Genomic DNA, 21,336 nt, shown 5'->3' with positions numbered 1-21,336 from the left:
GGCATGCGTTTCGAACATCTGGTGGAAGTGAACGATCCGGACAATCCCCTGGCCTTCACCCTGGAACGGGAGCACCTGTGGGCCGGCCTCATGGCCCGGGTGGAGGATTCGGTGCCCTTCCTGCCCGGCATGGTGGAATGCCGCATCCTCTCCCGGGAAGCGGGGGCGGTGGAGCGACTGCTGGTCTTCGGCGCCGCCGAGGTGCGGGACCGGGCCAGCTATGTGGAGGCCGAGTGGGTCTGCTTCGAGACCCGGCGCACGGCCCAGCATGCTGGCGGCAGCCTCACCATCCGCATCGAGGAGCCGGAGGCGGGGCGCCTCTTCCTGCGCTTCACCTACGAGACTTCCTTCGCCGAGCCGGGGGACGACCCGGAGGCCGTCGCCTACGTGGATTACATCCGGGCGGCCTACCATGCGGCAGACCTGGACACCCTGGCGGTGATCCGGGAACTGGCCATGGCCCGCGCCACCCACTAGACTGAAGGCATGAATTTCATCCATCCCGCAAGCCTATTTCGACGGAGGCGCGCCATGAACACACGCATCTGCACCGCCCTGGTCCTGGGGCTGCTGGCCACGGCCGCCCAGGCCCAGAACAGCACCCAGATCTACCAGATGCCCAAGGAGCAATCCATCGAACTGGGGGACGGCCAGACCCTCTACCCCTACAAGAAGGCGCCGCCGATGGGCACGGTGATCGAGCAGGGCAACGCCACGCCCGGCATTCCCACCACCGGGGTGCAGCCGTTGCCCACGGTTCCCGGCGCCCGCACGGCGCCGCGCAGCCCCAGCTACCGCTACTACCAGCCCCACAAGGACGGCAAGGGCACTTCCGTCATCGGTCCCGACGGCGTCACCTACTGTCGCAGCCCCAACGGCAAGCTGGTGGTCTGCTACTGAGGCAGCAGTCTCCCACGGCAACGAAATCGCACCAGGCCCGGGGAAGTTTCCCGGGCCTTTTTATTCCGCCCTAGAGCGTCACTTCCCCATCCACGTAGAACCAGCGGCCGTCCCGGCGCTGGAAGCGGCTCGTTTCGCCCATGCGGAAGGCGCGGCCGTTGTCCTTGCCCCGGGCGGTGAAGCGGACCCGGCCCCAGCAGCCGTCCTGGTCCCCTTCCTGGCTGGCCTCATGCACCGTCAGCTCCAGCCACTTGGGCTGGGGCGGGGTGCGGGCATCCAGGTCCGGCGGGCAGGTTTCCGCCGCCCAGGTGGCCACCAGGTAATCGCTCAGGCCCAGGGCGTAGGCGCTGTAGCGGGAGCGCATCAGGGCCTCCGGCGTCCCTGCCGGCTGGCCGCCGTGATAGACGCCGCAACAGCGGGCGTAGGGCTGGCCGGAGCCGCAGGGACAGGTGTGAACGGGAGCGGGCTTGGACATGGGGAGCAGGCGGGGAAAGGCAGAGTGGGCGGAATGAAAAAGCGGCAGGGCAAGTGCTGCCGCGTCAGGCGCAAGGTCGATTGGGCCAACTGCAAAGGCAGAAACGACACTGCCGCCCATGGGCGGCAGCGCTGGCGGCGGCGTAAAGCCTTACATCATGCCGGCGACGGAGGCGTACATCTGGGTCGGCGACCGGCTGGGAGCAACGCTGCCGGACGGGCCTTGCTGCCCCAGGCTGACCTTGGTGGATTCCTCCACCGGCTCCCGGCGATCCTCGGCCTTGCTTTCCTGCTCTTTGCGCTCGACCTGGCGGGTCTCGGCCGTTTGCTGGGTCTGCTGCAACTGCTGGGTCTGGAGGGAGCTGCTTTGACTGCTGACTGCCTGAACCATGGGATGACTCCTGCGAGATAACACTTAAATCATAGGCCTATTTGCGACGGCGGCCAGGAGAATTTTCGCCGGCGGGCGGCAGGCCAGTCCCTAGGCGGCTTCCGGCGGGGCCGCCAGGCGCGCCAGGGCGGCCTGGGGGGTGAGTATCTGCAACTGGCCCAGGGCGCTGCGGCGGCGGGCCAGCTTGAGCACCAGCTTGTCCTTGGAGAGCAGCCAGTGGGCGCCGGCGGTGACCGCCAGTTCGATGAACTTCTGGTCGTCCCGGTCCCGGCATTTGGGCAGGGGCGGCGCTGTCACGTCGTCCGGCTGGCGCTGTGCCAGGGCGGAGTAGGCGGCGTAGATGGCGGCCTGCCGTGCCGGCTCCACCTTGAACTGGGGATAGGCCAGCACCCGGGCCAGTTCGTCCAGGGTGGCGCCGTTGGCCAGGGCCACGGCCCGGCCGGCAGCCAGTTCCCGGGCTAGGGGCTGCACCGAGGGCTCCTCGAACATGTAGAGGTCGAGGACCACGTTGGTGTCCAGCACCCAGCGTTGGGGTACGGACGGGTAATCGGTGGCGGGCATGGCGGCGGGGCAGGTCCAGAGCGGCGGAGGGCGCCATTCTACCGGAGGGGCGCCGGCGACGGCCGTCCCGGCCTGCCTATTCGCCGGAGCGGGTGAGCCCGGGCACGGGCAGGGGCAGGTCCGGGAGATCGACTATCGGCGTGCCTTCCGGCTTGCCCTCCAAGCCGTCGAGCAGGGGCTGGCGGGCCTGGGCGGGACGGGCATTGCCCCATTCCACCAGCTCCAGGCTGCCATCCAGGTGTTCGACGATGGCGGTGCAGGAATCCACCCAGTCGCCGCAGTTGATGTAGGTGACGCTGTCCATGGGGCGCAGGGCGGCCCAGTGGATGTGGCCGCAGATGACGCCGTCCAGGCCCCGTTCGCGCACGGCGCGGATGACCGAGTCCTCGAAGTCGAAGATGAAGTTGATGGCGGTCTTGACCTTGCGCTTGGCGTAGCCGGCGAGGGACCAGTAGCCGCTCATGCCGAGCCGGCGCCGGATCCAGGAGAGGCTGGTGTTGATGCGCACCAGGGTGTTGTAGGCCATGTCGCCGAGGACGGCGACCCAGCGGTGGTAGCGGGTCACCTGGTCGAACTCGTCGCCGTGGATGAGCAGGAAGCGCTGGCCGGCGGCGGTGGTGTGGATGTGCTCGTTGCGTACCTGGATGCCGCCGAAGTCGGTGCCGTCGTGCTCCCGCAGGGCCTCGTCGTGGTTGCCGGGGATCAGCACCACCTTGTCGCCGTGGCGGGCCCGGCGCAGCACCTTCTGCACCACCGTGTTCTGGGCCGTGGTCCAGTACACGCCGCGGCTCATGGACCAGAAGTCGATGATGTCGCCCACCATGTACAGATATTCGGAGGGGTGTTCGCGCAGGAAATCGAGGAGGCGGTCCGCCTGGCACGCCCGGGTGCCCAGGTGGATGTCGGAGATGAAGATGGCTCGTACTTGCGGCATGGTTGGACGCAAGTGTGCCGGCCGAAAATGACGGTCTTGTGACGTTTCGACGGCGTTTCAGTGAAGCCCGGGCAGTTCGGCGGCGACGGCTTCGGCGATGGCCAGGGAGGCGGTGAGACCCGGGGATTCGATGCCGAACAGGTTGATCAGGCCGGCCAGTCCGTGCTGCTCCGGCCCCTGCAGACAGAAGTCCGCCGCCGCCGCACCGGGGCCGCTGATTTTCGGGCGCACGCCGCTGTAGGCCGGCTGCAGGGCGTTGTCGGGCAGCTGCGGCCAGTAGCGCCGCACTTCGGCATAGAAGGCGTCGGCGCGGCGGGGATCGACCCGGTAGTCCAGGGCTTGCGGGTCCCGGGTCGCCAGCCATTCCACATCCGGGCCGAAGCGGGCCTGGCCGCCCAGGTCCAGGGTCAGGTGCACGCCCAGGCCGCCGGGCTCGGGCAGGGGATAGACCAGGCGGGAAAAGGGGGCGCGGCCGGCCAGGGCGTAGTAGTTGCCCTTGGCGTAATGGGCCGGGGGAATGGCCGTCGGGGCCAGCCCTTCGATGCCGGCCGCCACCTGGGTGGCGTGCAGGCCGGCGGCGTTGATCAGGATGGCCGCGTCCAGTTCCAGGGGCGCTTCGCCGCCGATGCTGATCCGCCAGAGGCCGCCGTGGCGCCGGGCTCTCTGAAAGGGGCTGCGCAGGGCCAGGGCGGCGCCGGCGCTTTCGGCTTCGCCCAGCAGGGCCAGCATGAAGCCGTGGCTGTCCACGATGCCGGTGGCGGGAGAGAGCAGGGCGGCGCTGCAGCGCAGGGCCGGTTCCAGGGCCCGGGCCTGGGCGGCGTCGAGACGGCACAGGTCCGTCACGCCGTTGGCCTCGCCCTGGCGCTGTAGGGCGTCGAGGTCGGCTTCCTGGGTCGCCGAGGTGGCGACGATGAGCTTGCCGCAGGCCCGGTGGGCCACCTGGTGGGTGCAGCAGAATTCGTAGAGCAGTTCCCGCCCCCGCAGGCACAGGGCCGCCTTATGGGAGCCGCTCGGGTAGTAGAGGCCGGAGTGGATGACTTCGCTGTTGCGGGCGCTGGTCTCCTGGCCGAAAGCGGCGTTCTTTTCCACCATCACCGTGTCGATGCCGCGCCGCGCCAGTTCCCGGGCGCAGGCCAGGCCCACCACCCCGGCGCCGATCACCACCGCTCCCGTCCGTTCCGTCATCGCCCGCTTTCTGTCACTGGATCGGCGGATTCTAGCCGAGGGCTGGATTGCTGCGGTGCACTGCGGTAGAGTAGCGGTTCGCCATACGTCACGGTATGGAAATTACCCACAACGCTTGCAGAGGGACATACATGGAACTGAAAACTATCGGTATCGTTGGCGCCGGCACCATGGGCAACGGCATCGCCCAGGCTTTCGCCGTCTCCGGCTTTGACGTCATCCTGACCGACATTTCCGAGGCCGCCGTGCAGAAGGGCGTGGCCACCATTTCCGGCAGCCTGGACCGCCTGATCAAGAAGGAAAAGATGACGGCCGAGCAGAAGGCCGCCGCCCTGGCCAAGATCCAGACCGCCACCGACGTGGCCGCCCTGAAGGGTGTGGACCTGATCATCGAGGCCGCCACCGAGAACTTCGAACTGAAGACCAAGATCTTCAAGCAGCTGGACGAGCTGGCCAAGCCCGAGGCCATCATCGCCTCCAACACCTCCTCCATCTCCATCACCAAGCTGGCCGCCACCACCAAGCGTCCCGCCCAGGTCATCGGCATGCACTTCTTCAACCCGGTGCCGATGATGGCCCTGGTGGAAGTGATCCGCGGCCTGCAGACCTCCGATGCCACCTACGCCGCCGTGGAAACCCTGTCCAAGGCCATCGGCAAGACCCCGGTGGAAGTGAAGAACAGCCCGGGCTTCGTGGTGAACCGCCTGCTCTGCCCCATGATCAACGAAGCCATCTTCGCCCTGGGCGAAGGCCTGGCCGATGCGGCCGCCATCGACGACGCCATGAAGCTGGGCTGCAACCACCCCATCGGCCCCCTGGCCCTGTGCGACATGATCGGCCTGGATGTGGAACTGGCCGTGATGCAGGTGCTGTTCGAAGGCACCAAGGATCCCAAGTACCGCCCCGCCCCCCTGCTGGTGGAAATGGTGGAAGCCGGTTACCTGGGCCGCAAGACCGGCAAGGGCTTCTACACCTACTGAGCCGCGGTCGCCATGGCCTGAGCGCAGCCGGGCTGCGGTCGTAAAAAAAGGCGGCGGGGAGTCTGACTCCCCGCCGCCTTTTCTTTTGCCTGCCGCTTTTACTTGCCGACGCTGCCGGCCTGGAACACGGCAATGGCCTTGCCGTCGCCGTCCCGCAGCAGCAGGTGGCGGTCGCTGATCTGCCAGCTTTGCGCCCAGCCCAGGGCGTTGAGGAAGGCCTGCTCCTCGTCCATGTGGTGCATGCAGGCCATCAGGGTGCCGCCCATCTGGGAAAAGCCGATGCGCTGGCCCTTCAGTTCGTAGCTGCCGAGAATCCTGTTGCAGCCGCCGGCGCCGCTGACCCGGCCGTCGGCCTGGAGCAGCAGGTGGGGCGCCAGGTTGCCCCGGTGGCGGCTGAGGGGCTTGCCGTCCAGCTGTACCAGGCGCCAGGTGGTGCCGACCAGGGGCAGGGGCGCCGACGCTGCCGCCGGGCTGGCGGTGCCGCCGGCACCTGCCTTGGCCGTCGCCGGGGAGGCGGCCGGCCGGGCTGCTGCCACGGCGTCGCTGCCGGGGCAGCCGGCCTGGGGCCAGACGCCGTAGAAACGGTCCACCACCACCTTGACCTGGCCGTCGCGACGGCTTGCCAGGTGGCCGGCGAAGCGCACCAGCTGGTCTTCTCCCACCTCCCGGCCGAGCTTGCCGGCCGCCGACTCCAGGACCCCGTAGGCCGCTTCGGCGGCGACGGGGAACTGGGGCGAGCCCGGAGCGCAGAGGCGGATGCTGCCTTCCTTGCCCTGGCGGCTGTAGAGGCCGGTGAGGGTGCCCGAGACCCGGGCCGGCAGGGCCTGGGGCAGACGCACCAGTTCGTAGTTGTGGCGGCTGGCGATGGAGCGGCTCTCGCCGTCGAGCAGACGCAGGCGTTCCGGGTTTTGCACGGAAAGGCGGGTGCTGTCGCTACCGGGGGCTTCCAGGGTCATGACGTCGCCCTTGGCATCCAGGCTCCAGCGGCCGTTGCGGCGCACCGCAGCGGTGACGCCCTTGCCCCGGTAGGCCTGGCTCAGCTGGAAGCTGTGGTCCGCCTCCAGGTCCAGCTGCCAATCCACGCCGACACAATTGGCGCAGGGCATTTCCCCGATGTAGGTGGCGGGCAGGGCCGGCGGCGCCGCCTGGGCGGCGAGGCCCCAACCCAGGCCCAGCCCCAGGAGGACGAGGCGGAGAGGCTGAAAGGGGCGGCAGGAGGTCGGGACGGCAGGTTTTGACGGATGACCCATGGCTTTCCTTGTGCGGATGGCAGGACGGTTGGGAGGGATCAGATGGCCGGATCGGTGCCTTCCGGCGCCTGGGGCAGGATCAGGTTGAGCAGCACCGCCAGCACGCCGCACAGGCTGATGCCCTGCAGGCTGAAACTGCCGATGGTGACGCTCAGGCCGCCGATGCCGGTGACCAGGGTGACGGAGACGATGCACAGGTTGCGCGGATTCATCAGGTCGGTGCGGGCATCCATCAGGGTCTTCAGGCCGATGCCGGCGATGGAGCCGAACAGCAGCACCATGATGCCGCCCATGACCGGCATGGGAATGGTCTGCAGCAGGGCGCCGAACTTGCCGACGAAGGCCATGAGGATGGCGAAGCCGGCGGCCCAGGTCATGATCACCGGGTTGTAGTTGCGGGTCAGCATGACGGCGCCCGTGACCTCGCCGTAGGTGGTCACCGGAGGGCCGCCGAAGAGGCCCACCACATTGACCGCCAGGCCGTCCCCCAGCAGGGTGCGATGCAGGCCGGGGGATTGGGTGTAGTCCTTGCCCACCACCGAGCCCACCGCCAGGATGCCACCCACGTGCTCGACGATGGGGGCGATGGCCACGGGAATCATGAAGAGGATGGCGGCCAGGTTGAACTCGGGGCTGCCGAACTGGGGCACGGCCAGCCAGGCGGCCTCATGCACCTTGGTGAAATCGACGATGCCGAAGAAGAAGGCGGCCACATAGCCCACGGCCACGCCCACCAGGATGGGCACCAGCTTGAGCAGGCCCCTGGCGCGGATGGCGGTGAGCATGGTGGCCACCAGGGCGATGGCGGCTACCGCCAGGGCCGTGTCGTAGGGCACCACCTGCTGCTCGCCGGCCTTGCCGGTGGCCATGTTCACCGCCACCTGGGCCAGGCCCAGGCCGATCACCATGACCACGGGACCGATCACCACCGGCGGCAGCAGGCGGTGGATGAGGCCGACGCCGCGCCACTTCACCAGGGCGGCGGCGACGTAGTAGAAGAAGGAGGCGGAGGCCAGGGCGCCCAGGGTGGCGGGCATGCCCCAGGTCTGCACCGAATAGATCACCGGGGCGATGAAGGCAAAGGAGGAACCCAGGTAGATGGGCACCTGGCGCCTGGTGCAGATCTGGAAGATGAGGGTGCCGACGCCGGCGCCGAGCAGGGCCAGGCTGGGGTTGAGGCCGGTGAGCAGGGGCACCAGCACGGTGGCGCCGAAGGCGACGAAGAGAATCTGGGCGCCGGAAAGGGCGGTGCGCCAGGTCGGATCGGGTTTCTGGGTCATGGTCGCCGCCTTACTTGGTGCCGAAAATCTTGTCGCCCGCATCCCCCAGGCCCGGGATGATGTAGCCGTGCTCGTTGAGGTGGCTGTCGATGGCCGCCACATAGACGTCCACATCGGGGTGGGCGGCCTGCAGCTTGGCGATGCCTTCCGGCGCCGCCACCAGGCAGATGGCGCGGACGTGGCCGCAGCCCTTGCGCTTCAACATGTCGATGGTGGCGATGAGGGAGCCGCCGGTGGCCAGCATGGGGTCGATGATGAGGGCCAGGCGTTCGTCCAGGGAGCCGACGAAGCGCTCGAAATAAGGTTCCGGCATGAGGGTTTCCTCATTGCGGGCGATGCCCACCACGCTCACCTTGGCGCTGGGAATGAGGTCCAGGACCCCGTCCAGCATGCCCAGGCCGGCCCGCAGGATGGGCACCACGGTGACCTTCTTGCCCTTCAGGCGCTGCACTTCCACCGGTCCGGCCCAGCCGTCGATGGTGACGCTTTCCACTTCGAAGTCGCGACAGGTTTCGTAGGTGAGGAGGCGGGCCAGTTCGGCGGTGAGTTCGCGGAATTTCTTGGTGCTCATGTCGGCGGCGCGCATGAGACCGATTTTGTGCTGGACCAGGGGATGCTGGACTTCGATGACGGCCATGGTGATCTCGTAAAAACGGGGGCAAACCGCGCAAGGATAATCCATTGGCGTGTCCCTGGCGCGTGGCGCCGCGGAGATTCCGGACATTTCCTGCGCCGGGCGGCTGCGCCTTGGGTAGAATACGCCCTCTTTTTTCCGGTAAATCAGCGACATGGCAAGACTGGCGCTGGCCCCCATGCAGGGCCTGGCAGACGACGTGATGCGGGAGGTGCTGACGGCCATCGGCGGTTACGACTGGTGCGTCACCGAGTTCATCCGCGTCACCGATGCCCTCCTGCCCGCCCGCGCCTTCCGCCGCATGGCGCCGGAACTGGACAACGCCGGCCGCACCGGCGCCGGCACGCCGGTGGCGATCCAGCTGCTCGGTTCCGATCCCGTCTGCCTGGCCGAGAACGCCGCCCGGGCGGCAGAGTTCGGCCCCCTGGCGGTGGACCTCAACTTCGGCTGTCCGGCGCCCATGGTCAATCGCCACGGCGGCGGCGCCATCCTGCTCAACGATCCGGAACTGCTGCATACCATCGTCGCCACGGTGCGCCGGGCCATGCCGCCGCAAGTGCCGCTGACAGCGAAGATGCGCCTGGGGGTGAAGGACACAGCCCGCACCCTGGACTGCGCCCTGGCCCTGGCCACGGGCGGCGCCGCCGAGTTGGTGGTGCATGCCCGGACCAAGGAAGAGGGCTACACGCCGCCGGCCCACTGGCACTGGATCGCCCGCATCGCCGAGGCGGTGGCGGTGCCGGTGGTGGCCAACGGCGAGGTGTGGAGCGTGGCCGACTGGGAGGAAATCCGGGAGGTTTCGGGCTGTGCCGACGTCATGCTCGGCCGCGGCGCGGTGGCCGATCCGCTGCTGGCGCGGCGCATCAAGGGAGAGGCGATTGCCGGTGCCGAGGCCTGGGCGGTGGTGGAGCCGGTCCTGGCCGACTTCTGGCGGCGGGTCACCGCCAAACTGGAACCCCGGCATTGTCCGGGGCGCATCAAGCTGTGGCTGGGATTGCTGCGGCGGACCTGGCCCGAAGCCGAAGCCCTGTATCAGCGCATCCGCCCCGCCCGGGACTGCGCCGCGGTGGAGGCCGGCCTGGCTGCCGCCGGCATCCTGCCCGCGCCGGTGGCCTGAGGCCGAGGTCCGGCGCCAGCCATGGGCGCTCAGCCCGTGGAGCGCACCTTGGTGACGCGGCAGGGAGCCGCTTCGTCCTGCTCGACCTGGACCTCGGCCACCCTGTTGCACACCAGATGCCCGGTGAGGGTGGCGCCCTCGCTGATGGTCAGCTCGCCGTAGCGCACGTGGCCGCCCTTGACCTTGGCGGTGGGGCCGAGGAAGAGGGTTTCCCGGGCCTCGATATTGCCGCTGACGGTGCCATAGACCACCACGTGGTCGGCCAGCAGGTGGCCTTTGACGAAGGCCTGCTGGTTAACCACGATGACCGGGGTCTCGCCTTCCTTGCCGCGCAGGTCGCCGCGCACGTTGCCGTCCACCCACAGGCCGCCGCAGAAATCGACTTCGCCGTGGACCGTGGTACCGGTGGGGATGACGCCCTTCATGGCGACGTCGGGCAGACCGTTGGCGCCGAAGCGCAGGGGTTTGGAATTTTTCATGATGTACGTCCCATCCTTGTCTGTTGGCTCAAGCGAACCCCGCTGGGTTCGAGAAGATCTACCGTGACGTTGCGCGGCGTGAAGCCGTCCGGTAGGGGGATGACACCTGCAGTTCTGAGGAAACGGCTGACTTCCACTTTCAACTTCGGGTCCGGGGCATCGCCGGCGGCGGGATAGCGCCAGGTCGCCGGTTTGCCCTCTTGTTCTCCGGCCACTACGAATTGCAGGGTGCCGTTGAATTTGCGGCCGCTATTGGCCAGGGTCAGGCGGTAACGCAACTGGCCCGGCAGTGCCGGGTCCTGGGCCACGCTAAAGGCCTTCAGTTCCAGTCCGTCCTGCTCGGCCGGGGAGGCATCCGGCGCTACCGGGGGCAGGGGTGCGGGAGCTGCCGCCACGGCGGGCTCCGGCGGTGCCGGCACGGCCATGGCCACCGGGACCGGCTCCGCTGCCGGAGGCAGGGGGAAATGCTGACCGGCGCGGAAGGCCAGGGCCAAGGCCAGCAGTACGCCGCCGGCCATGGCCAGCTTCTGCAGCACGCGGTGCCACAGGGGTTTGGGGACTTCGATCCGGACGGTGGGGGTCGGCAGCATCGGTCGCGAACGGTCGTAAAAGTTTTATCAGTCAGTTAACCGCGGCCCGGATGGCTTGGCGGTTCAGCAGGGTGCGGCTTCCTGGCTGGGCACGAATTTCGGCTTGGCTGAGAAGACTTTGGGGGGCGGATTGTTTCCCAATTGACCCCATGCTTCAAGCTGTTTCTCAAGATATCGGCAGCATAGCCATGAAATTAAATGTTTTTTTCAAAAAAAACTACCTAGGGTGATTCCTAGGGGGAGAGGACGGCCGCTGCCGGCGGTGTTTTTTGCCCCAATGTTCCTGCTTTCAAGCGGCCCGGGCTTGGGTATGATGGGCGCCCGCAAACCCTTGCGGCGCGTTCCCCGGGCCCGGTTGCGGCCCTTCTGATCCGAGTCATGTCATGGTCTGTCAGTCCTGCGGCGCCTGCTGCGCCGCCTACCGCGTCGATTTCCATCCGGCCGAGCTGGAGGGCGGGAATTTCGCCTGGGAGGGCGGCATTCCCCTGGCCCTGACGGTGCCCGTGACGCCCCATCTGGTGCGCATGGCCGGCACAGATGCCAGCCCGCCCCGCTGCGTCGCCCTCAGCGGCGAGGTGGGGGTGGCCGTCTCCTGCAGCCGTTACGCCCAGCGTCCCTCGCCCTGCCGCGAATTCAATCCCCTGGCAGAACTGGGCATCACCGACGAGGCCTGCGCCCGGGCCCGGCAGAAGCACGGTTTGCCGCCCCTGGCGGACCCTGCCTGAGACCCTTGCCGCGGCGCTGGCGGGCCGCTCCCGATTGACCCCCCGCCGGCCCCGGTGCTAATGTTGGCGCCATTGATAAAGGCAAACCCGTACGAAAGGCGGGGGCGCAAAGTCACCGGTCTACCGGGCGTCGGCAAGGGCGCTCCATGACGGCGGGACTGCCATAAGCAACGTGCCATCCCGGGCCGGTTGCGAGGAGACTTCGGCGCAATCCACGTGTATTCCCTCTAACCATTGAGTTTGGGAGGTTGGTCATGTTTGCTGAAGTTCCGGAGCTTTCCCCGGGGGCGTCCGCTCCCCTTGCCATGGCAGCCAGCATCGAGCTGGAAACCGTCAACGGCATCCTCAGTACCGTCACCATTCCGCCGTGCCCCAGCGTGGTCCTTTCCCTGATGGAGGAGGCGCGCCAGGACGACGTGGATTTCCAGCGCATCAACCGTCTCATCAGCGGCGACGTCAGCCTGGCGGCGTCCATGATGAAGACTGCCAATTCCCCCTTCTTCGCCCTGCGCTCCAAGGTGCAGTCGGTGCAGCAGGCGGTGGCCGTGCTGGGCCTGAAGAACATCCTCAAGGTGGTCACCGGCCTGGAGCTGCAGCGCAGCCTGGGCAAGGGCGGCGGGGTCAGCATGGAGCGCTTCTGGGAACGCTCCAACCTGCACGCCGCCATCTGCGGTTGCCTGGCCCGGCGCCTGCCCGGCACCTCGGTGGAAGATGCCTACACCTTCGGCCTCTTCCACGACTGCGGCATTCCCATCCTCATGCAGCGTTTCCCCGACTACAAGGAAACCCTCATGGCCGCCAACCATTCCAGCCTGCCGGTGCCCGAGGTGGAGTTCGAGCGCCATGCCACCAGCCACGTCATGGTGGGCGCCATGCTGGCCCACAATTGGCAGTTGCCGGAGAAGATCGTCCGCGCCATCCGCGGCCACCACGACCTGACCCTGCTGGAGGACGAGCGGGAGCCGGCCGAGGTGCGCACCCTGATCGCCCTGTCCCTGCTGGCCGAGCACCTGGCCGCCCGCTACCTGGGCGTGGCGGAGGAGTCCGAGTGGCAGCTGTGGGGCGAGCAGGCTTTTGCCTACCTGGGTTTCGACGACGGCGAACTGGAAGAGCTGTACCCGGAACTGCTGGAGGAACTGGGCGACGTCATCGCCGCCCGGGGCTAGGTTTTTAGTCCAGGGTACGGCGGAAGGTGCGCAGGCCGATACCCAGCACCACGGCGATGAAGGCCAGGATCGGCCAGACGCTGCTCCACACCATGTCGATGCCGTTGCCCTTGAGCAGGATGCCCCGCACCAGCACCAGGAAATGGGTGAGGGGCAGGACATTGCCCACCACCTGGGCCCACTCCGGCATGCCGCGGAAGGGGAACATGAAGCCCGAGAGCAGCATGGAGGGCAGGAAGAAAAAGAAGGTCATCTGCATGGCCTGCAGCTGGTTGCGGGCGATGGAGCTGAAGGTGATGCCCAGGGTCAGGTTGGCGCAGATGAAGAGCAGTACCACGGCGTAGAGCAGCAGCAGGTTGCCGTGCATGGGCACGTCGAAAATGAAGCGGGCGGCGAGCAGGATCAGGGTCACCTGGATCAGGCCGATGAGGATGTAGGGCACGATCTTGCCGGTCATCACCTCCACCGGGGTGGCCGGCGTCGCCAGCAGGTTCTCGAAGGTGCCCCGTTCCCGTTCCCGGGTCATGGCCAGGCCGGTCATCAGCACCATGGTCATGGTCAGGATCACCCCCAGGAGGCCCGGCACCACGTTGTAGGAGGTGAGCCCTTCCGGGTTGTAGCGGCGGTGCACCCGCAGGTCCAGGGGCGGCGTCGCGGTCTTTTCCAGCCCCGGCAGGTCGGGGGCGAAAACTTCCAGTCCCAGTCTGTTGAGCACCGAAATGGCGCCGCCGGCGGCCATGGGATCGGTGGCGTCCGCCTCCACCAGCAGGGTCGGCGCCTTGCCCCGCACCAGGTCCCGGTGGAAGCCGGGTGGGAAGGTGACGACGAACTGCACCTGGCTGCGGTCCAGCAGGGCGTTGGCATCTTTTTCGTCCACGCTGCCGACGATCTTGAAGTAGTCGCTGTTCTGCATCGCCGCCACATAGGAGCGGGCGAAAGGGCCCGGGTCGGCCATGACAATGGCGGTGGGCAGGTGCTTGGGGTCGGAGTTGATGGCGAAGCCGAACAGCAGCAGCTGGATGATGGGAATGCCGACGATCATGCCGAAGGTGAGCCGGTCCCGCTTCAGCTGGATGAACTCCTTGAGCAGGATGCCGAACCAGCGGGAAAAGGAGAAGGTGAAGGAGAAGGCTTGGGAGAAATTCTGCAGACGCTGTTTCATGGCATCACCCCTGGAACGGATCCGGACTGCCCTGCATGAGGTGGATGAAGGCATCCTCCAGAGAGGCAGGAACGACGGCCATCTCCATGGGCTTGCCCTGGAGGAAGGCTTCCAGACTGGCTTGCAGCCTGGCCTCGTCGCGGCCGCTGACGTGGAGCACGTTGCCGAAGCTGGCCACCAGATCCACCCCGGGCAGGCCGCGCAGTGCCTCCCCCAGGCCGTGCAGGCTGGCGCCGCTGATTTCCCGGGTGTGCAGGCCCTGGGCCGCCACCACCTGCTCCGCCGTGCCCGAGGCCAGCAGGGTGCCGTAGGCGATGTAGGCGAGACGGTGGCAGCGCTCGGCCTCGTCCATGTAATGGGTGGATACGAGCACCGTGATGCCGGCGGCGGAGAGGCGGTGGATTTCCTCCCAGAAGTCGCGCCGGGCCTTGGGATCCACCCCGGCGGTGGGTTCGTCCAGGAGCAAGAGCCGGGGCCGGTGCAGCAGGCAGGAGGCCAGGGCCAGGCGCTGCTTCCAGCCGCCGGAAAGGGTGCCGGCCAGCTGGCTGCGGCGGCCGGCCAGGCCCAGTTCCTCCAGGGCCCGGTCCACCGCCTCCCGGCGCCGCTCCATGCCGAACATGCGGGCGACGAAATCCAGGTTCTCGCCGATGGTGAGGTCGTCCCACAGGGAGAACTTCTGGGTCATGTAGCCCACCTGGCGCTTGATGGCGGCGCTCTCCCGCAACACGTCCAGACCCAGGCAGGTGCCCTGGCCGCTGTCCGGCGTCAGCAGGCCGCACAGCATGCGGATGGAGGTGGTCTTGCCGCTGCCGTTGGGGCCGAGGAAGCCGAAGATTTCCCCCTGCCGCACCTGCAGCGCCAGGTCCTTCACCACGTGCTTGTCGCCGAAGTGCTTGTTGATGCCGGTGACGTCGATGACCAGCGGGGAGTCGTTCATCCCGGCTTCCATCTCAGCGCTCCAGCAGGCGCACATCCACCGGCAGGCCGGGACGCAGGCTGGCCGCCTGTTCCGGGACCGGCGCCGCCTCGATACGGAAGACCAGCTTTTCCCGGCTGCCCCGGCTGTAGATCACCGGCGGCGTGTATTCGGCCTGGGGCGCGATGAAGTCGATGCTGGCGCGGATGGGCTGGGCGCAGCCGTCGCAGGCCGCTTCCACCGCCTGTCCCGGCTTGAGCCCGGCCAGGGCCGTTTCCGGCACGTAGAAGCGCAGCTTGCGGCGGTTGTCCGGCAGCAGGCTGGCCACGGCGGCGCCGGCGGGCACCCATTCGCCGGGACGGTAGTAGGTCTCCGTCACCTCGCCGGCGGCGGGGGCGCTGACGGCCTTCCGCTCCACCACCCAGCGCTTCTGGGCCGCCAGGGCGGCGGCGGCCTGCAGGTCGGCCTCGGCGCCTTTGACCTCGGCCTGGCGGCCCAGGGTGCTGCGGTAGGTGGCCAGCTGCTGGCGGGCCGCCTCCTCCTGGGCCACGGCCTGGTCGAAGGCGCTCTGGGCTTCGTCCAGCTTGGCCTGGGCGACGAAGTTCTGCCGCGCCAGGGCCTGCTGCTGGTCGAGGCGGGTGCGGGCCAGGCGGCGGCCCGCTTCGGCCGCCCGCAGATTGGCTTCCAGCCCGGCGATCTCCGGCGCCCGGCGCGGTTCCTTGAGGTTTTCCGCCTTTTCCCGGGCGGCGGCGATGCGGGCCTCGGCCTCGGCCAGGGCCTGGGCGTCCGGGTCCGCCGCCACGGCGAAAAGGGCCTGGCCCTCGCTCACCCGGCTGCCCCGGGGCGTCTCCAGGGACTTAAGGTAGCCGGCCTGGGGGGCCGCCAGGTAGAGGTATTCGCCTTCCACGTAACCCGGGTAGACGGGGGCGGCATCGCGGCCGCAGGCAGCCAGCAGGGGCAGGGCGGCGGCGAGCAGCAGGGGCAGGGTGGCGGTTTTCATGGTGCGGGACTCCCCGGGGCGGTGGGATGGGGCAGGAGGGCCAGAAGCTGGCGCAGGCCCACGGCCAGCTCCGCTTCGGATTGGGGGCTCTGGCGGCCCAGGTTCATCACCGCCAGGCCGACGATGGCGGCGTGGAAGACCAGTACCTGGGGCGCCTCCGGCGCGTAGCCCAGGTGGCTCAGCAATTGGGCGATGGATTGGCGCACGTGGTCCACCAGGCGGCTCACCGCTTCCCGCAGGGACGGTTCCTGATCGGCGGCGGCCACCAGGCCCAGCAGCATGCGCACCCGGGGCAGGAAGCGCATGGCGGCGGCCAGGGCCTGGGCCGGGTCGGCCTCCGGGCTGCCCAGCTGGCGTGTCAGGGCGTCATTCACCGACTGTTCGGCGATGGCCAGCAGCAGTTCGTTGCGGGTGGGGAAGTAATAGGTGAGATGGCTCTGGCTGACCCCGGCCGCCTTGGCGATGCGGGGCTGGGTGAGGGCCGCCAGGCCCTGTTCGTGGAGCAGGGTGACGCCGGCGGCGAGGAGCCGTTGCTTGACGCTCATGGTCAGTGGATGCCGTGGGTGAATACTGTTTGGTAACTCTACCAAGATTTGGTGGGCTTACCAAAAATATTTCGCCCGAGCCGGTGGTGGCTGCCGGTTGAGTCTGGGACAATGCGGCCCTTGGCTTTAGCGGCCGTCATTTTCTGAAGGATTTTTCATGGCCATTGTTTTTCCCGTGCGCGGCGAATACATCCAGCTCGATCAACTGCTCAAGGCGGCCAGCCTGGTGTCTTCCGGCGGCGAGGCCCACATCATGGTGGACGAGGGCCAGGTGAAGGTGGACGGCAAGGTGGAAACGCGCAAGCGGGCCAAGCTGCGCCCCGGGCAGAAGGTGCAGTTCGGCGGCGAGACCATCCAGCTGGTGGCCGAGGAGGCCTAAGCGCCCAGGAGGCAGTGGCCGGGCGGGACTGCTCCCGCGTTGGCTGAGTGCGGCGACACACAAGACAAAGGGCCGGCAACTTGCGTTGCCGGCCCTTTGTCTTGCGGCCTGCCGGATTGGCAGTTGACCAATCGACCGAGGCTAGAGGTCGGGGGCGCTGATGCCCAGGGCTTCTTCGGCCCAGGCCAGGGCCAGCTGGCTGGTGTTGCCGAGGCCCGCCGGATCGATGCCCAGTTCGCCGGCGATGTCCGCCGCCTGGGCGCTGCGGCCGTGCTCCACGGCCAGGGCCAGCTGCAGGAAGCGGGCGTAGGGCCCCTCGCTGCGCAACAGGACGGCCGTCACCTCGTCCGCCAGATTGATCAGCTGCAGCACCTTGGTCAGGGGCATGGCCAGCAGCACGTCGAAGAGGGAGAGCAGACCCACCAGGAACAGCTCGTCGCAATCCTTCTTGGCCAGCACGCCGTCGGCCACGGTTTCGAGGAAGCGGGCCCGGGTCATGGCCACTTCCAGCAGGGCCTCGTCCCGGTCCCGGGGCGTGCCGACGCGGAACATGGCGACGGTGAGCCAGCGGTACAGGCGCTGCCGGCCCAGGACCATGATGGCCTGTTCCAGGCTGGCCACCGGCGCCGACAGGCCGGCTGCCGGGGAGTTGGCCAGGGCCAGCACCTTGAGGGCGATGCCCGGGTCCTTCTTGGCCACGGCGCCCAGGTCCGCCAGGTCGGCCTCGGCCCGGATCAGGTTGAGCATTTCCATGAGCACGACCCGGGAGTTGTCCAGCTTGCCTTCGGGTTCCTCGCAATCGGCCAGCACGGTGAAGGGGCCGAGGCAGTAGTCGAAACCCCAGGCCGCGCACATGCGGCGTTCCGGCCAGCCGGGCACGCCGTCGGCGGCCAGCTCCAGCTGGGGCGCAGCCGCCTTCAGGCCCCGGGCCAGGCGCTGGAAATCGGTGAGGTCGTAGTCGTCCAGGCGGAGCAGGGCCAGGTCCGCCAGGGCCAGCAGGGGCGCGTGTTCCGGCAGCAGGGTGAGGCCGCGCAGGGCGAGGCGGCAGCCATCTGCCTTGGCCTGCTGCAACAGGGGCAGCCAGGCCTCCACGTCCGAACCTTCCACATCCAGCAGCAAGGTGCTGCGGGCGGCCCGCAGGGGCAGGTGGCCGCCAGCGGCCAGGGCGGCGCGGGAGATCGGCACCAGGGCCAGGCGGCGGGTGGCGAAGGCGGGCAGGTCGATCTCTGCCAGGGCAGAGAGGAAAGCGCTTTCCGCCGGCGCGTCGGCCTGGGGTGACGTTTGTCCGGCGGCGCTGCCGGCGGTGGAAAAGCGGTAGCCGCAGAGACGGTTGCGGCTGTCGATGATTTCTTCACGCCGCAGCATGGCTTCGGCGGCGGCGCGTTGCCGTTGTTGGGCCGCCACGGCCGGATCGACGACGGGCGTCGTCACCAGGGCGGAAAGGGGCAGGGGCTGGAGCGGGGTGTCGTCCTGGCCGGTGAGACGGCCGATGAGTTTGCCAAAAACCATGGGTCGGGGATTTTATTGTGGGTTGTTGTAACCCGTTATTTTACGTCCCTCGCCCGGGTGGAAAGCTGTCAAAAGTTGGCAGTCGGGGAGGTAAATCTTATCCCCGATTCACCGGAGCAAGTCTGTGGATAGGCCGGGGATAAGCGCGCCACCCCCCTGATTCCTAGGTGTTTTTGCTCTCCGCCTAAAAAAACGGCAATTGGGGCAAAACCGGGGGATGGGCCGCAGATCGAGCATTGGCGCGGGGTTCCGCCGGTGGATAAAACGCCTTTATCCACCTTTTAGGGGAACAAGCCTGTGGAAAAGCAGTGGGCAAATCACCTAAGTGCGTCACCCGCCAGGGTTTTTGGCCTCCGCCTAAAAAACAGGCGGAGGCCTTGTTATCCGGCTTGCCGCCTAGCTCAGCAACTGGCGCAGCACGTAGGGCAGGATGCCGCCGTGGCGGAAGTATTCCACCTCGATGGGGGTATCGATGCGACACAGCAGGGGCACTTGCTCCACCCGTCCGTCGCTGCGGGTGATGCGCAGCATCAGGTCCTGCTGGGCTTGCAGGGGACCGTCGGCGCCGGGCAGGTCGAAGCGCTCGCTGCCGTCCAGGCCCAGGCTGGCGGCGCTGGTGCCGGCCTTGAACTGCAGGGGCAGCACCCCCATGCCCACCAGGTTGGCCCGGTGGATGCGCTCGAAGCTGCGGGCCACCACGGCCCGCACGCCGAGGAGCCGGGTGCCCTTGGCGGCCCAGTCCCGGGAGGAGCCGGTGCCGTATTCCTCACCGGCGAAGACCAGGGTGGGAATGCCCCGCTGCTGGTAGGCGCTGGCAGCCTCGAACACCGTCACCTGCTGCCCGTCGAGCAGGGTGTAGCCGCCTTCCACCGGGCTGCCGTCTGCCTTGGGCGGCAGCATCAGGTTCTTCACCCGCACGTTGGCGAAGGTGCCGCGCACCATGACCTCGTGGTGGCCGCGGCGGGAGCCGTAGGAGTTGAAGTCCAGGGACTTCACGCCCTGGGCGGTGAGCCACTGGCCCGCCGGGGTGGCCGCCTTGAAGGAACCGGCGGGGGAAATGTGGTCGGTGGTGACCGAGTCTCCCAGCACCAGCAGGGCCCGGGCACCGTTGATGGGCGCCAGGGGCGGCGGCTCGACAGTGAAGCCGTCGAAGAAGGGCGGCCGGGCGATATAGGTGGAGGGCGGCCAGTCGTAGATTTGTCCCTCCGGCGCCGGCACCGCGTTCCACAGGTCATGGTCCCGGGTGAAGTCGGCGTAGAGGCGGCGGTAGGTGGCCGGGTCCTGGGCGAAGGGCAGCACGGCGGCGATTTCCTCCGAACTGGGCCAGATCTCCCGCAGGTACACCGGTTGGCCGTCGCGGCCCGTGCCCAGGGGCGTGGTGGTGAGATCCACATTGACCCGGCCGGCGATGGCGAAGGCCACCACCAGGGGCGGTGAGGCCAGGTAGTTGGCGCGGATGGCGGGATGGATGCGGGCCTCGAAATTGCGGTTGCCGGAGAGCACGGCGGCCACCACCAGGTCCCGCTCGGCGATGGCCTGGTTGAATTCGGGCGCCAGGTCCCCCGCATTGCCGATGCAGGTGGTGCAGCCGTAGCCGGCCAGGGCGAAGCCCAGTCGGGCCAGGGGCGCCAGCAGGCCGGCCTTTTCCAGATAGTCGGTGACCACCCGGGAACCGGGGGCGAGGGAGGTCTTGATGTGGGGCTGCACCGAGAGACCCTTGTCCACCGCCTTTTTCGCCAGCAGGCCGGCGGCGATCAGCACCGCCGGGTTGGAGGTGTTGGTGCAGGAGGTGATGGCGGCGATGAGCACGTCGCCGTGGCCCAGATCCACGCCCGCCCGGGCCGTGGGCTGGCGCTGCGGCAGTTGTTCGGCCGGCTTGCCGAAGCCGTTGGCGCTGGTGGGCTGGCTGAACAGGGTGTCGAAACTGCGGCCCATGTCGGACAGATCGATGCGGTCCTGGGGCCGCTTGGGGCCGGCCAGGGAGGGCACGATGGTGGCCAGGTCCAGGCTCAGCTGGGTGCTGTAGTCGATGTCGCCGGCCCGGGGGGCGCCGAACAGGCCCTGGGCGCGGAAGTAGGCCTCAAAGGCTTCCACCTCGGCCTCGTTGCGGCCGGTCTGGCGCAGGTAGTCCACGGTCTTCTCGTCCACCGGGAAAAAGCCCAGGGTGGCGCCGTACTCGGGCGCCATGTTGGCGATGGTGGCCCGGTCGGTGAGGGACAGGCTGGTGGTGCCGGGGCCGAAGAATTCGACGAACTTGCCCACCACCTTTTCCCGGCGCAGCAGTTCGGTGACGGTGAGCACCAGGTCGGTGGCGGTGACGCCCTCGTTGAGGCGGCCGCGCAGTTCCACGCCGACCACGTCGGGAGTGAGGAAATACACCGGCTGGCCGAGCATGGCCGCCTCCGCTTCGATACCGCCGACGCCCCAGCCGACGACGCCGACGCCGTTGATCATGGTGGTGTGGGAGTCGGTGCCCACCAGGGTGTCCGGGAACAGCAGTTCGCCCTGGCGGCGCACGCCGCGGAACAGGTATTCCAGGTTCACCTGGTGCACGATGCCGATGCCCGGCGGCACCACCTTGAAGGTGTCGAAGGCCTGCATGCCCCATTTCATGAACTGGTAGCGCTCGGCGTTGCGCTGGAACTCCAGCTCCATGTTGCGGCGCAGGGCCGTGGGGGTGCCGTACTCGTCCACCTGTACCGAGTGGTCCACCACCAGGTCCACCGGCACCAGGGGCTCGATGCGCTTGGGGTCCGTGCCCTGGGCCGCCGCCGCATCGCGCATTGCGGCCAGGTCGCAGAGCAGGGGCACGCCGGTGAAGTCCTGCAGCACCACCCGGGCGACGACGAAGGGAATCTCCTCGGTGCGTTCCGCCCGGGGCTGCCAGTTGGCCAGCTGGTGCACGTGCCGGGGCGTCACCCGGCGGCCGTCGCAGTGGCGCAGCAGGGCTTCGAGGACGATGCGCAGGGACACCGGCAGGCGGGAGACGGGGCCGATGCCGGTGGCCTCCAGGGCGGGCAGGGAGTGGAAGAGGTCGATGGGCCCCCGGGCGGTGGCCAGGGGCTGCAGGGTGGAAAAGGAATCGGTGGTCATGACGGCTCCGGAAAAGGGGAGGGACATGGGTACTGAGTCCGCCGCCGGCCGAACGTTCCGGAAATG

At 68.3% G+C, this 21,336-nt stretch carries 23 protein-coding genes and 1 riboswitch; of the genes, 7 read left to right on the top strand and 16 right to left on the bottom strand.

Annotation, left to right across the window (positions count from 1 at the left end; all coding sequences use genetic code 11):
• The first annotated feature begins 3 nt into the window (after positions 1–3).
• The gene (locus ACLSSQ_RS10175) at positions 4–477 is read left to right on the top strand and encodes an AtaL-like protein (RefSeq protein ID WP_014237378.1); all 474 of its coding nucleotides are present in this window, start codon (positions 4–6) and stop codon (positions 475–477) included.
• A gap of 54 nt (positions 478–531) precedes the next feature.
• Positions 532–900, top strand: a complete 369-nt coding sequence (locus tag ACLSSQ_RS10170) for a hypothetical protein (RefSeq protein ID WP_014237379.1) — start codon at positions 532–534, stop codon at positions 898–900.
• 70 nt (positions 901–970) lie between these two features.
• Here the strand turns inward: ACLSSQ_RS10170 and ACLSSQ_RS10165 are convergent, their stop codons facing one another.
• From ACLSSQ_RS10165 to ACLSSQ_RS10145, 5 genes are all read right to left on the bottom strand, one after another.
• Positions 971–1,375, bottom strand: coding sequence for a YchJ family protein (locus tag ACLSSQ_RS10165; RefSeq protein WP_416242603.1), 405 nt, complete (start codon positions 1,373–1,375; stop codon positions 971–973).
• Positions 1,376–1,525: 150 nt separating this feature from the next.
• Complete coding sequence (locus ACLSSQ_RS10160; protein WP_014237381.1) at positions 1,526–1,765, bottom strand: hypothetical protein; 240 nt, start codon at positions 1,763–1,765, stop codon at positions 1,526–1,528.
• A gap of 90 nt (positions 1,766–1,855) precedes the next feature.
• The gene (locus ACLSSQ_RS10155) at positions 1,856–2,326 is read right to left on the bottom strand and encodes a putative toxin-antitoxin system toxin component, PIN family (RefSeq protein ID WP_416242602.1); all 471 of its coding nucleotides are present in this window, start codon (positions 2,324–2,326) and stop codon (positions 1,856–1,858) included.
• A 76-nt stretch (positions 2,327–2,402) separates the two neighbouring features.
• On the bottom strand, positions 2,403–3,260 hold the full coding sequence (locus ACLSSQ_RS10150) for a UDP-2,3-diacylglucosamine diphosphatase (RefSeq protein WP_416242601.1): 858 nt from the start codon (positions 3,258–3,260) through the stop codon (positions 2,403–2,405).
• A gap of 57 nt (positions 3,261–3,317) precedes the next feature.
• The gene (locus ACLSSQ_RS10145; protein WP_416242600.1) at positions 3,318–4,445 is read right to left on the bottom strand and encodes an NAD(P)/FAD-dependent oxidoreductase; all 1,128 of its coding nucleotides are present in this window, start codon (positions 4,443–4,445) and stop codon (positions 3,318–3,320) included.
• Between the two features lie 131 nt (positions 4,446–4,576).
• Between ACLSSQ_RS10145 and ACLSSQ_RS10140 the strand changes: the two genes are divergently transcribed.
• Complete coding sequence (locus tag ACLSSQ_RS10140) at positions 4,577–5,425, top strand: 3-hydroxybutyryl-CoA dehydrogenase (protein ID WP_416242599.1); 849 nt, start codon at positions 4,577–4,579, stop codon at positions 5,423–5,425.
• Between the two features lie 98 nt (positions 5,426–5,523).
• On the opposite strand, the gene ACLSSQ_RS10135 is transcribed toward ACLSSQ_RS10140, so the two are convergent.
• From ACLSSQ_RS10135 to upp, 3 genes are read right to left on the bottom strand one after another with little or no spacing between them, the layout of a single operon-like run.
• Positions 5,524–6,675: an META domain-containing protein gene (locus ACLSSQ_RS10135; protein ID WP_416242598.1), complete on the bottom strand. Its 1,152-nt coding sequence runs from the start codon at positions 6,673–6,675 to the stop codon at positions 5,524–5,526.
• 38 nt (positions 6,676–6,713) lie between these two features.
• Positions 6,714–7,955, bottom strand: a complete 1,242-nt coding sequence (locus ACLSSQ_RS10130) for a uracil-xanthine permease family protein (RefSeq protein WP_130458407.1) — start codon at positions 7,953–7,955, stop codon at positions 6,714–6,716.
• A 10-nt stretch (positions 7,956–7,965) separates the two neighbouring features.
• A complete protein-coding gene (upp, locus tag ACLSSQ_RS10125) occupies positions 7,966–8,592 on the bottom strand; it encodes a uracil phosphoribosyltransferase (protein ID WP_152089282.1) in 627 nt (208 codons plus the stop codon).
• Between the two features lie 151 nt (positions 8,593–8,743).
• On the opposite strand from upp, the gene ACLSSQ_RS10120 reads away from it, so the two are divergent.
• Complete coding sequence (locus ACLSSQ_RS10120) at positions 8,744–9,706, top strand: tRNA dihydrouridine synthase (RefSeq protein ID WP_416242597.1); 963 nt, start codon at positions 8,744–8,746, stop codon at positions 9,704–9,706.
• Between the two features lie 29 nt (positions 9,707–9,735).
• Here ACLSSQ_RS10120 and ACLSSQ_RS10115 read toward each other — a convergent pair whose 3' ends face one another.
• Positions 9,736–10,185: a bactofilin family protein gene (locus tag ACLSSQ_RS10115; protein WP_416242596.1), complete on the bottom strand. Its 450-nt coding sequence runs from the start codon at positions 10,183–10,185 to the stop codon at positions 9,736–9,738.
• Entirely contained in the window at positions 10,182–10,775 is a 594-nt protein-coding gene (locus ACLSSQ_RS10110) for a DUF6776 family protein (RefSeq protein WP_416242595.1), read from the bottom strand. Before ACLSSQ_RS10110 ends, ACLSSQ_RS10115 begins: the two co-directional genes overlap by 4 nt.
• A 383-nt stretch (positions 10,776–11,158) precedes the next feature.
• On the opposite strand from ACLSSQ_RS10110, the gene ACLSSQ_RS10105 reads away from it, so the two are divergent.
• Together ACLSSQ_RS10105 and ACLSSQ_RS10100 are read left to right on the top strand one after the other, a co-directional pair.
• Positions 11,159–11,500: a YkgJ family cysteine cluster protein gene (locus ACLSSQ_RS10105; RefSeq protein ID WP_130458410.1), complete on the top strand. Its 342-nt coding sequence runs from the start codon at positions 11,159–11,161 to the stop codon at positions 11,498–11,500.
• 70 nt (positions 11,501–11,570) lie between these two features.
• Positions 11,571–11,666: riboswitch (cyclic di-GMP riboswitch) on the top strand.
• Positions 11,667–11,754: 88 nt separating this feature from the next.
• Positions 11,755–12,666, top strand: coding sequence for an HDOD domain-containing protein (locus ACLSSQ_RS10100; RefSeq protein ID WP_014237393.1), 912 nt, complete (start codon positions 11,755–11,757; stop codon positions 12,664–12,666).
• Positions 12,667–12,670: 4 nt separating this feature from the next.
• Here ACLSSQ_RS10100 and ACLSSQ_RS10095 read toward each other — a convergent pair whose 3' ends face one another.
• The 4 genes from ACLSSQ_RS10095 to ACLSSQ_RS10080 are packed head-to-tail and all read right to left on the bottom strand — an operon-like array spanning position 12,671 to position 16,289.
• Entirely contained in the window at positions 12,671–13,828 is a 1,158-nt protein-coding gene (locus ACLSSQ_RS10095; RefSeq protein ID WP_416242594.1) for an ABC transporter permease, read from the bottom strand.
• A 4-nt stretch (positions 13,829–13,832) separates the two neighbouring features.
• Positions 13,833–14,765 carry an ABC transporter ATP-binding protein gene (locus ACLSSQ_RS10090; protein WP_416242593.1) on the bottom strand — a complete coding sequence of 311 codons (933 nt, stop codon included), beginning with the start codon at positions 14,763–14,765 and terminating at the stop codon, positions 13,833–13,835.
• Positions 14,766–14,778: 13 nt separating this feature from the next.
• Positions 14,779–15,744, bottom strand: coding sequence for an HlyD family secretion protein (locus ACLSSQ_RS10085; RefSeq protein WP_416242592.1), 966 nt, complete (start codon positions 15,742–15,744; stop codon positions 14,779–14,781).
• Positions 15,741–16,289, bottom strand: coding sequence for a TetR/AcrR family transcriptional regulator (locus ACLSSQ_RS10080; protein ID WP_130458415.1), 549 nt, complete (start codon positions 16,287–16,289; stop codon positions 15,741–15,743). The genes ACLSSQ_RS10085 and ACLSSQ_RS10080 overlap by 4 nt, the downstream gene beginning before the upstream one ends.
• Positions 16,290–16,446: 157 nt before the next feature.
• On the opposite strand from ACLSSQ_RS10080, the gene ACLSSQ_RS10075 reads away from it, so the two are divergent.
• Complete coding sequence (locus ACLSSQ_RS10075; protein WP_014237398.1) at positions 16,447–16,668, top strand: RNA-binding S4 domain-containing protein; 222 nt, start codon at positions 16,447–16,449, stop codon at positions 16,666–16,668.
• 141 nt (positions 16,669–16,809) lie between these two features.
• On the opposite strand, the gene ACLSSQ_RS10070 is transcribed toward ACLSSQ_RS10075, so the two are convergent.
• Positions 16,810–18,177, bottom strand: a complete 1,368-nt coding sequence (locus tag ACLSSQ_RS10070; protein ID WP_416242591.1) for an EAL and HDOD domain-containing protein — start codon at positions 18,175–18,177, stop codon at positions 16,810–16,812.
• 396 nt (positions 18,178–18,573) lie between these two features.
• A complete protein-coding gene (gene acnA / locus ACLSSQ_RS10065; RefSeq protein ID WP_416242590.1) occupies positions 18,574–21,270 on the bottom strand; it encodes an aconitate hydratase AcnA in 2,697 nt (898 codons plus the stop codon).
• Positions 21,271–21,336 lie beyond the last annotated feature (66 nt).

It is taken from the genome of Azospira sp. APE16 (assembly GCF_047901315.1).
Classification (GTDB): domain Bacteria; phylum Pseudomonadota; class Gammaproteobacteria; order Burkholderiales; family Rhodocyclaceae; genus Azospira; species Azospira oryzae.
This window is presented reverse-complemented; position numbering and strand designations above follow the sequence as displayed.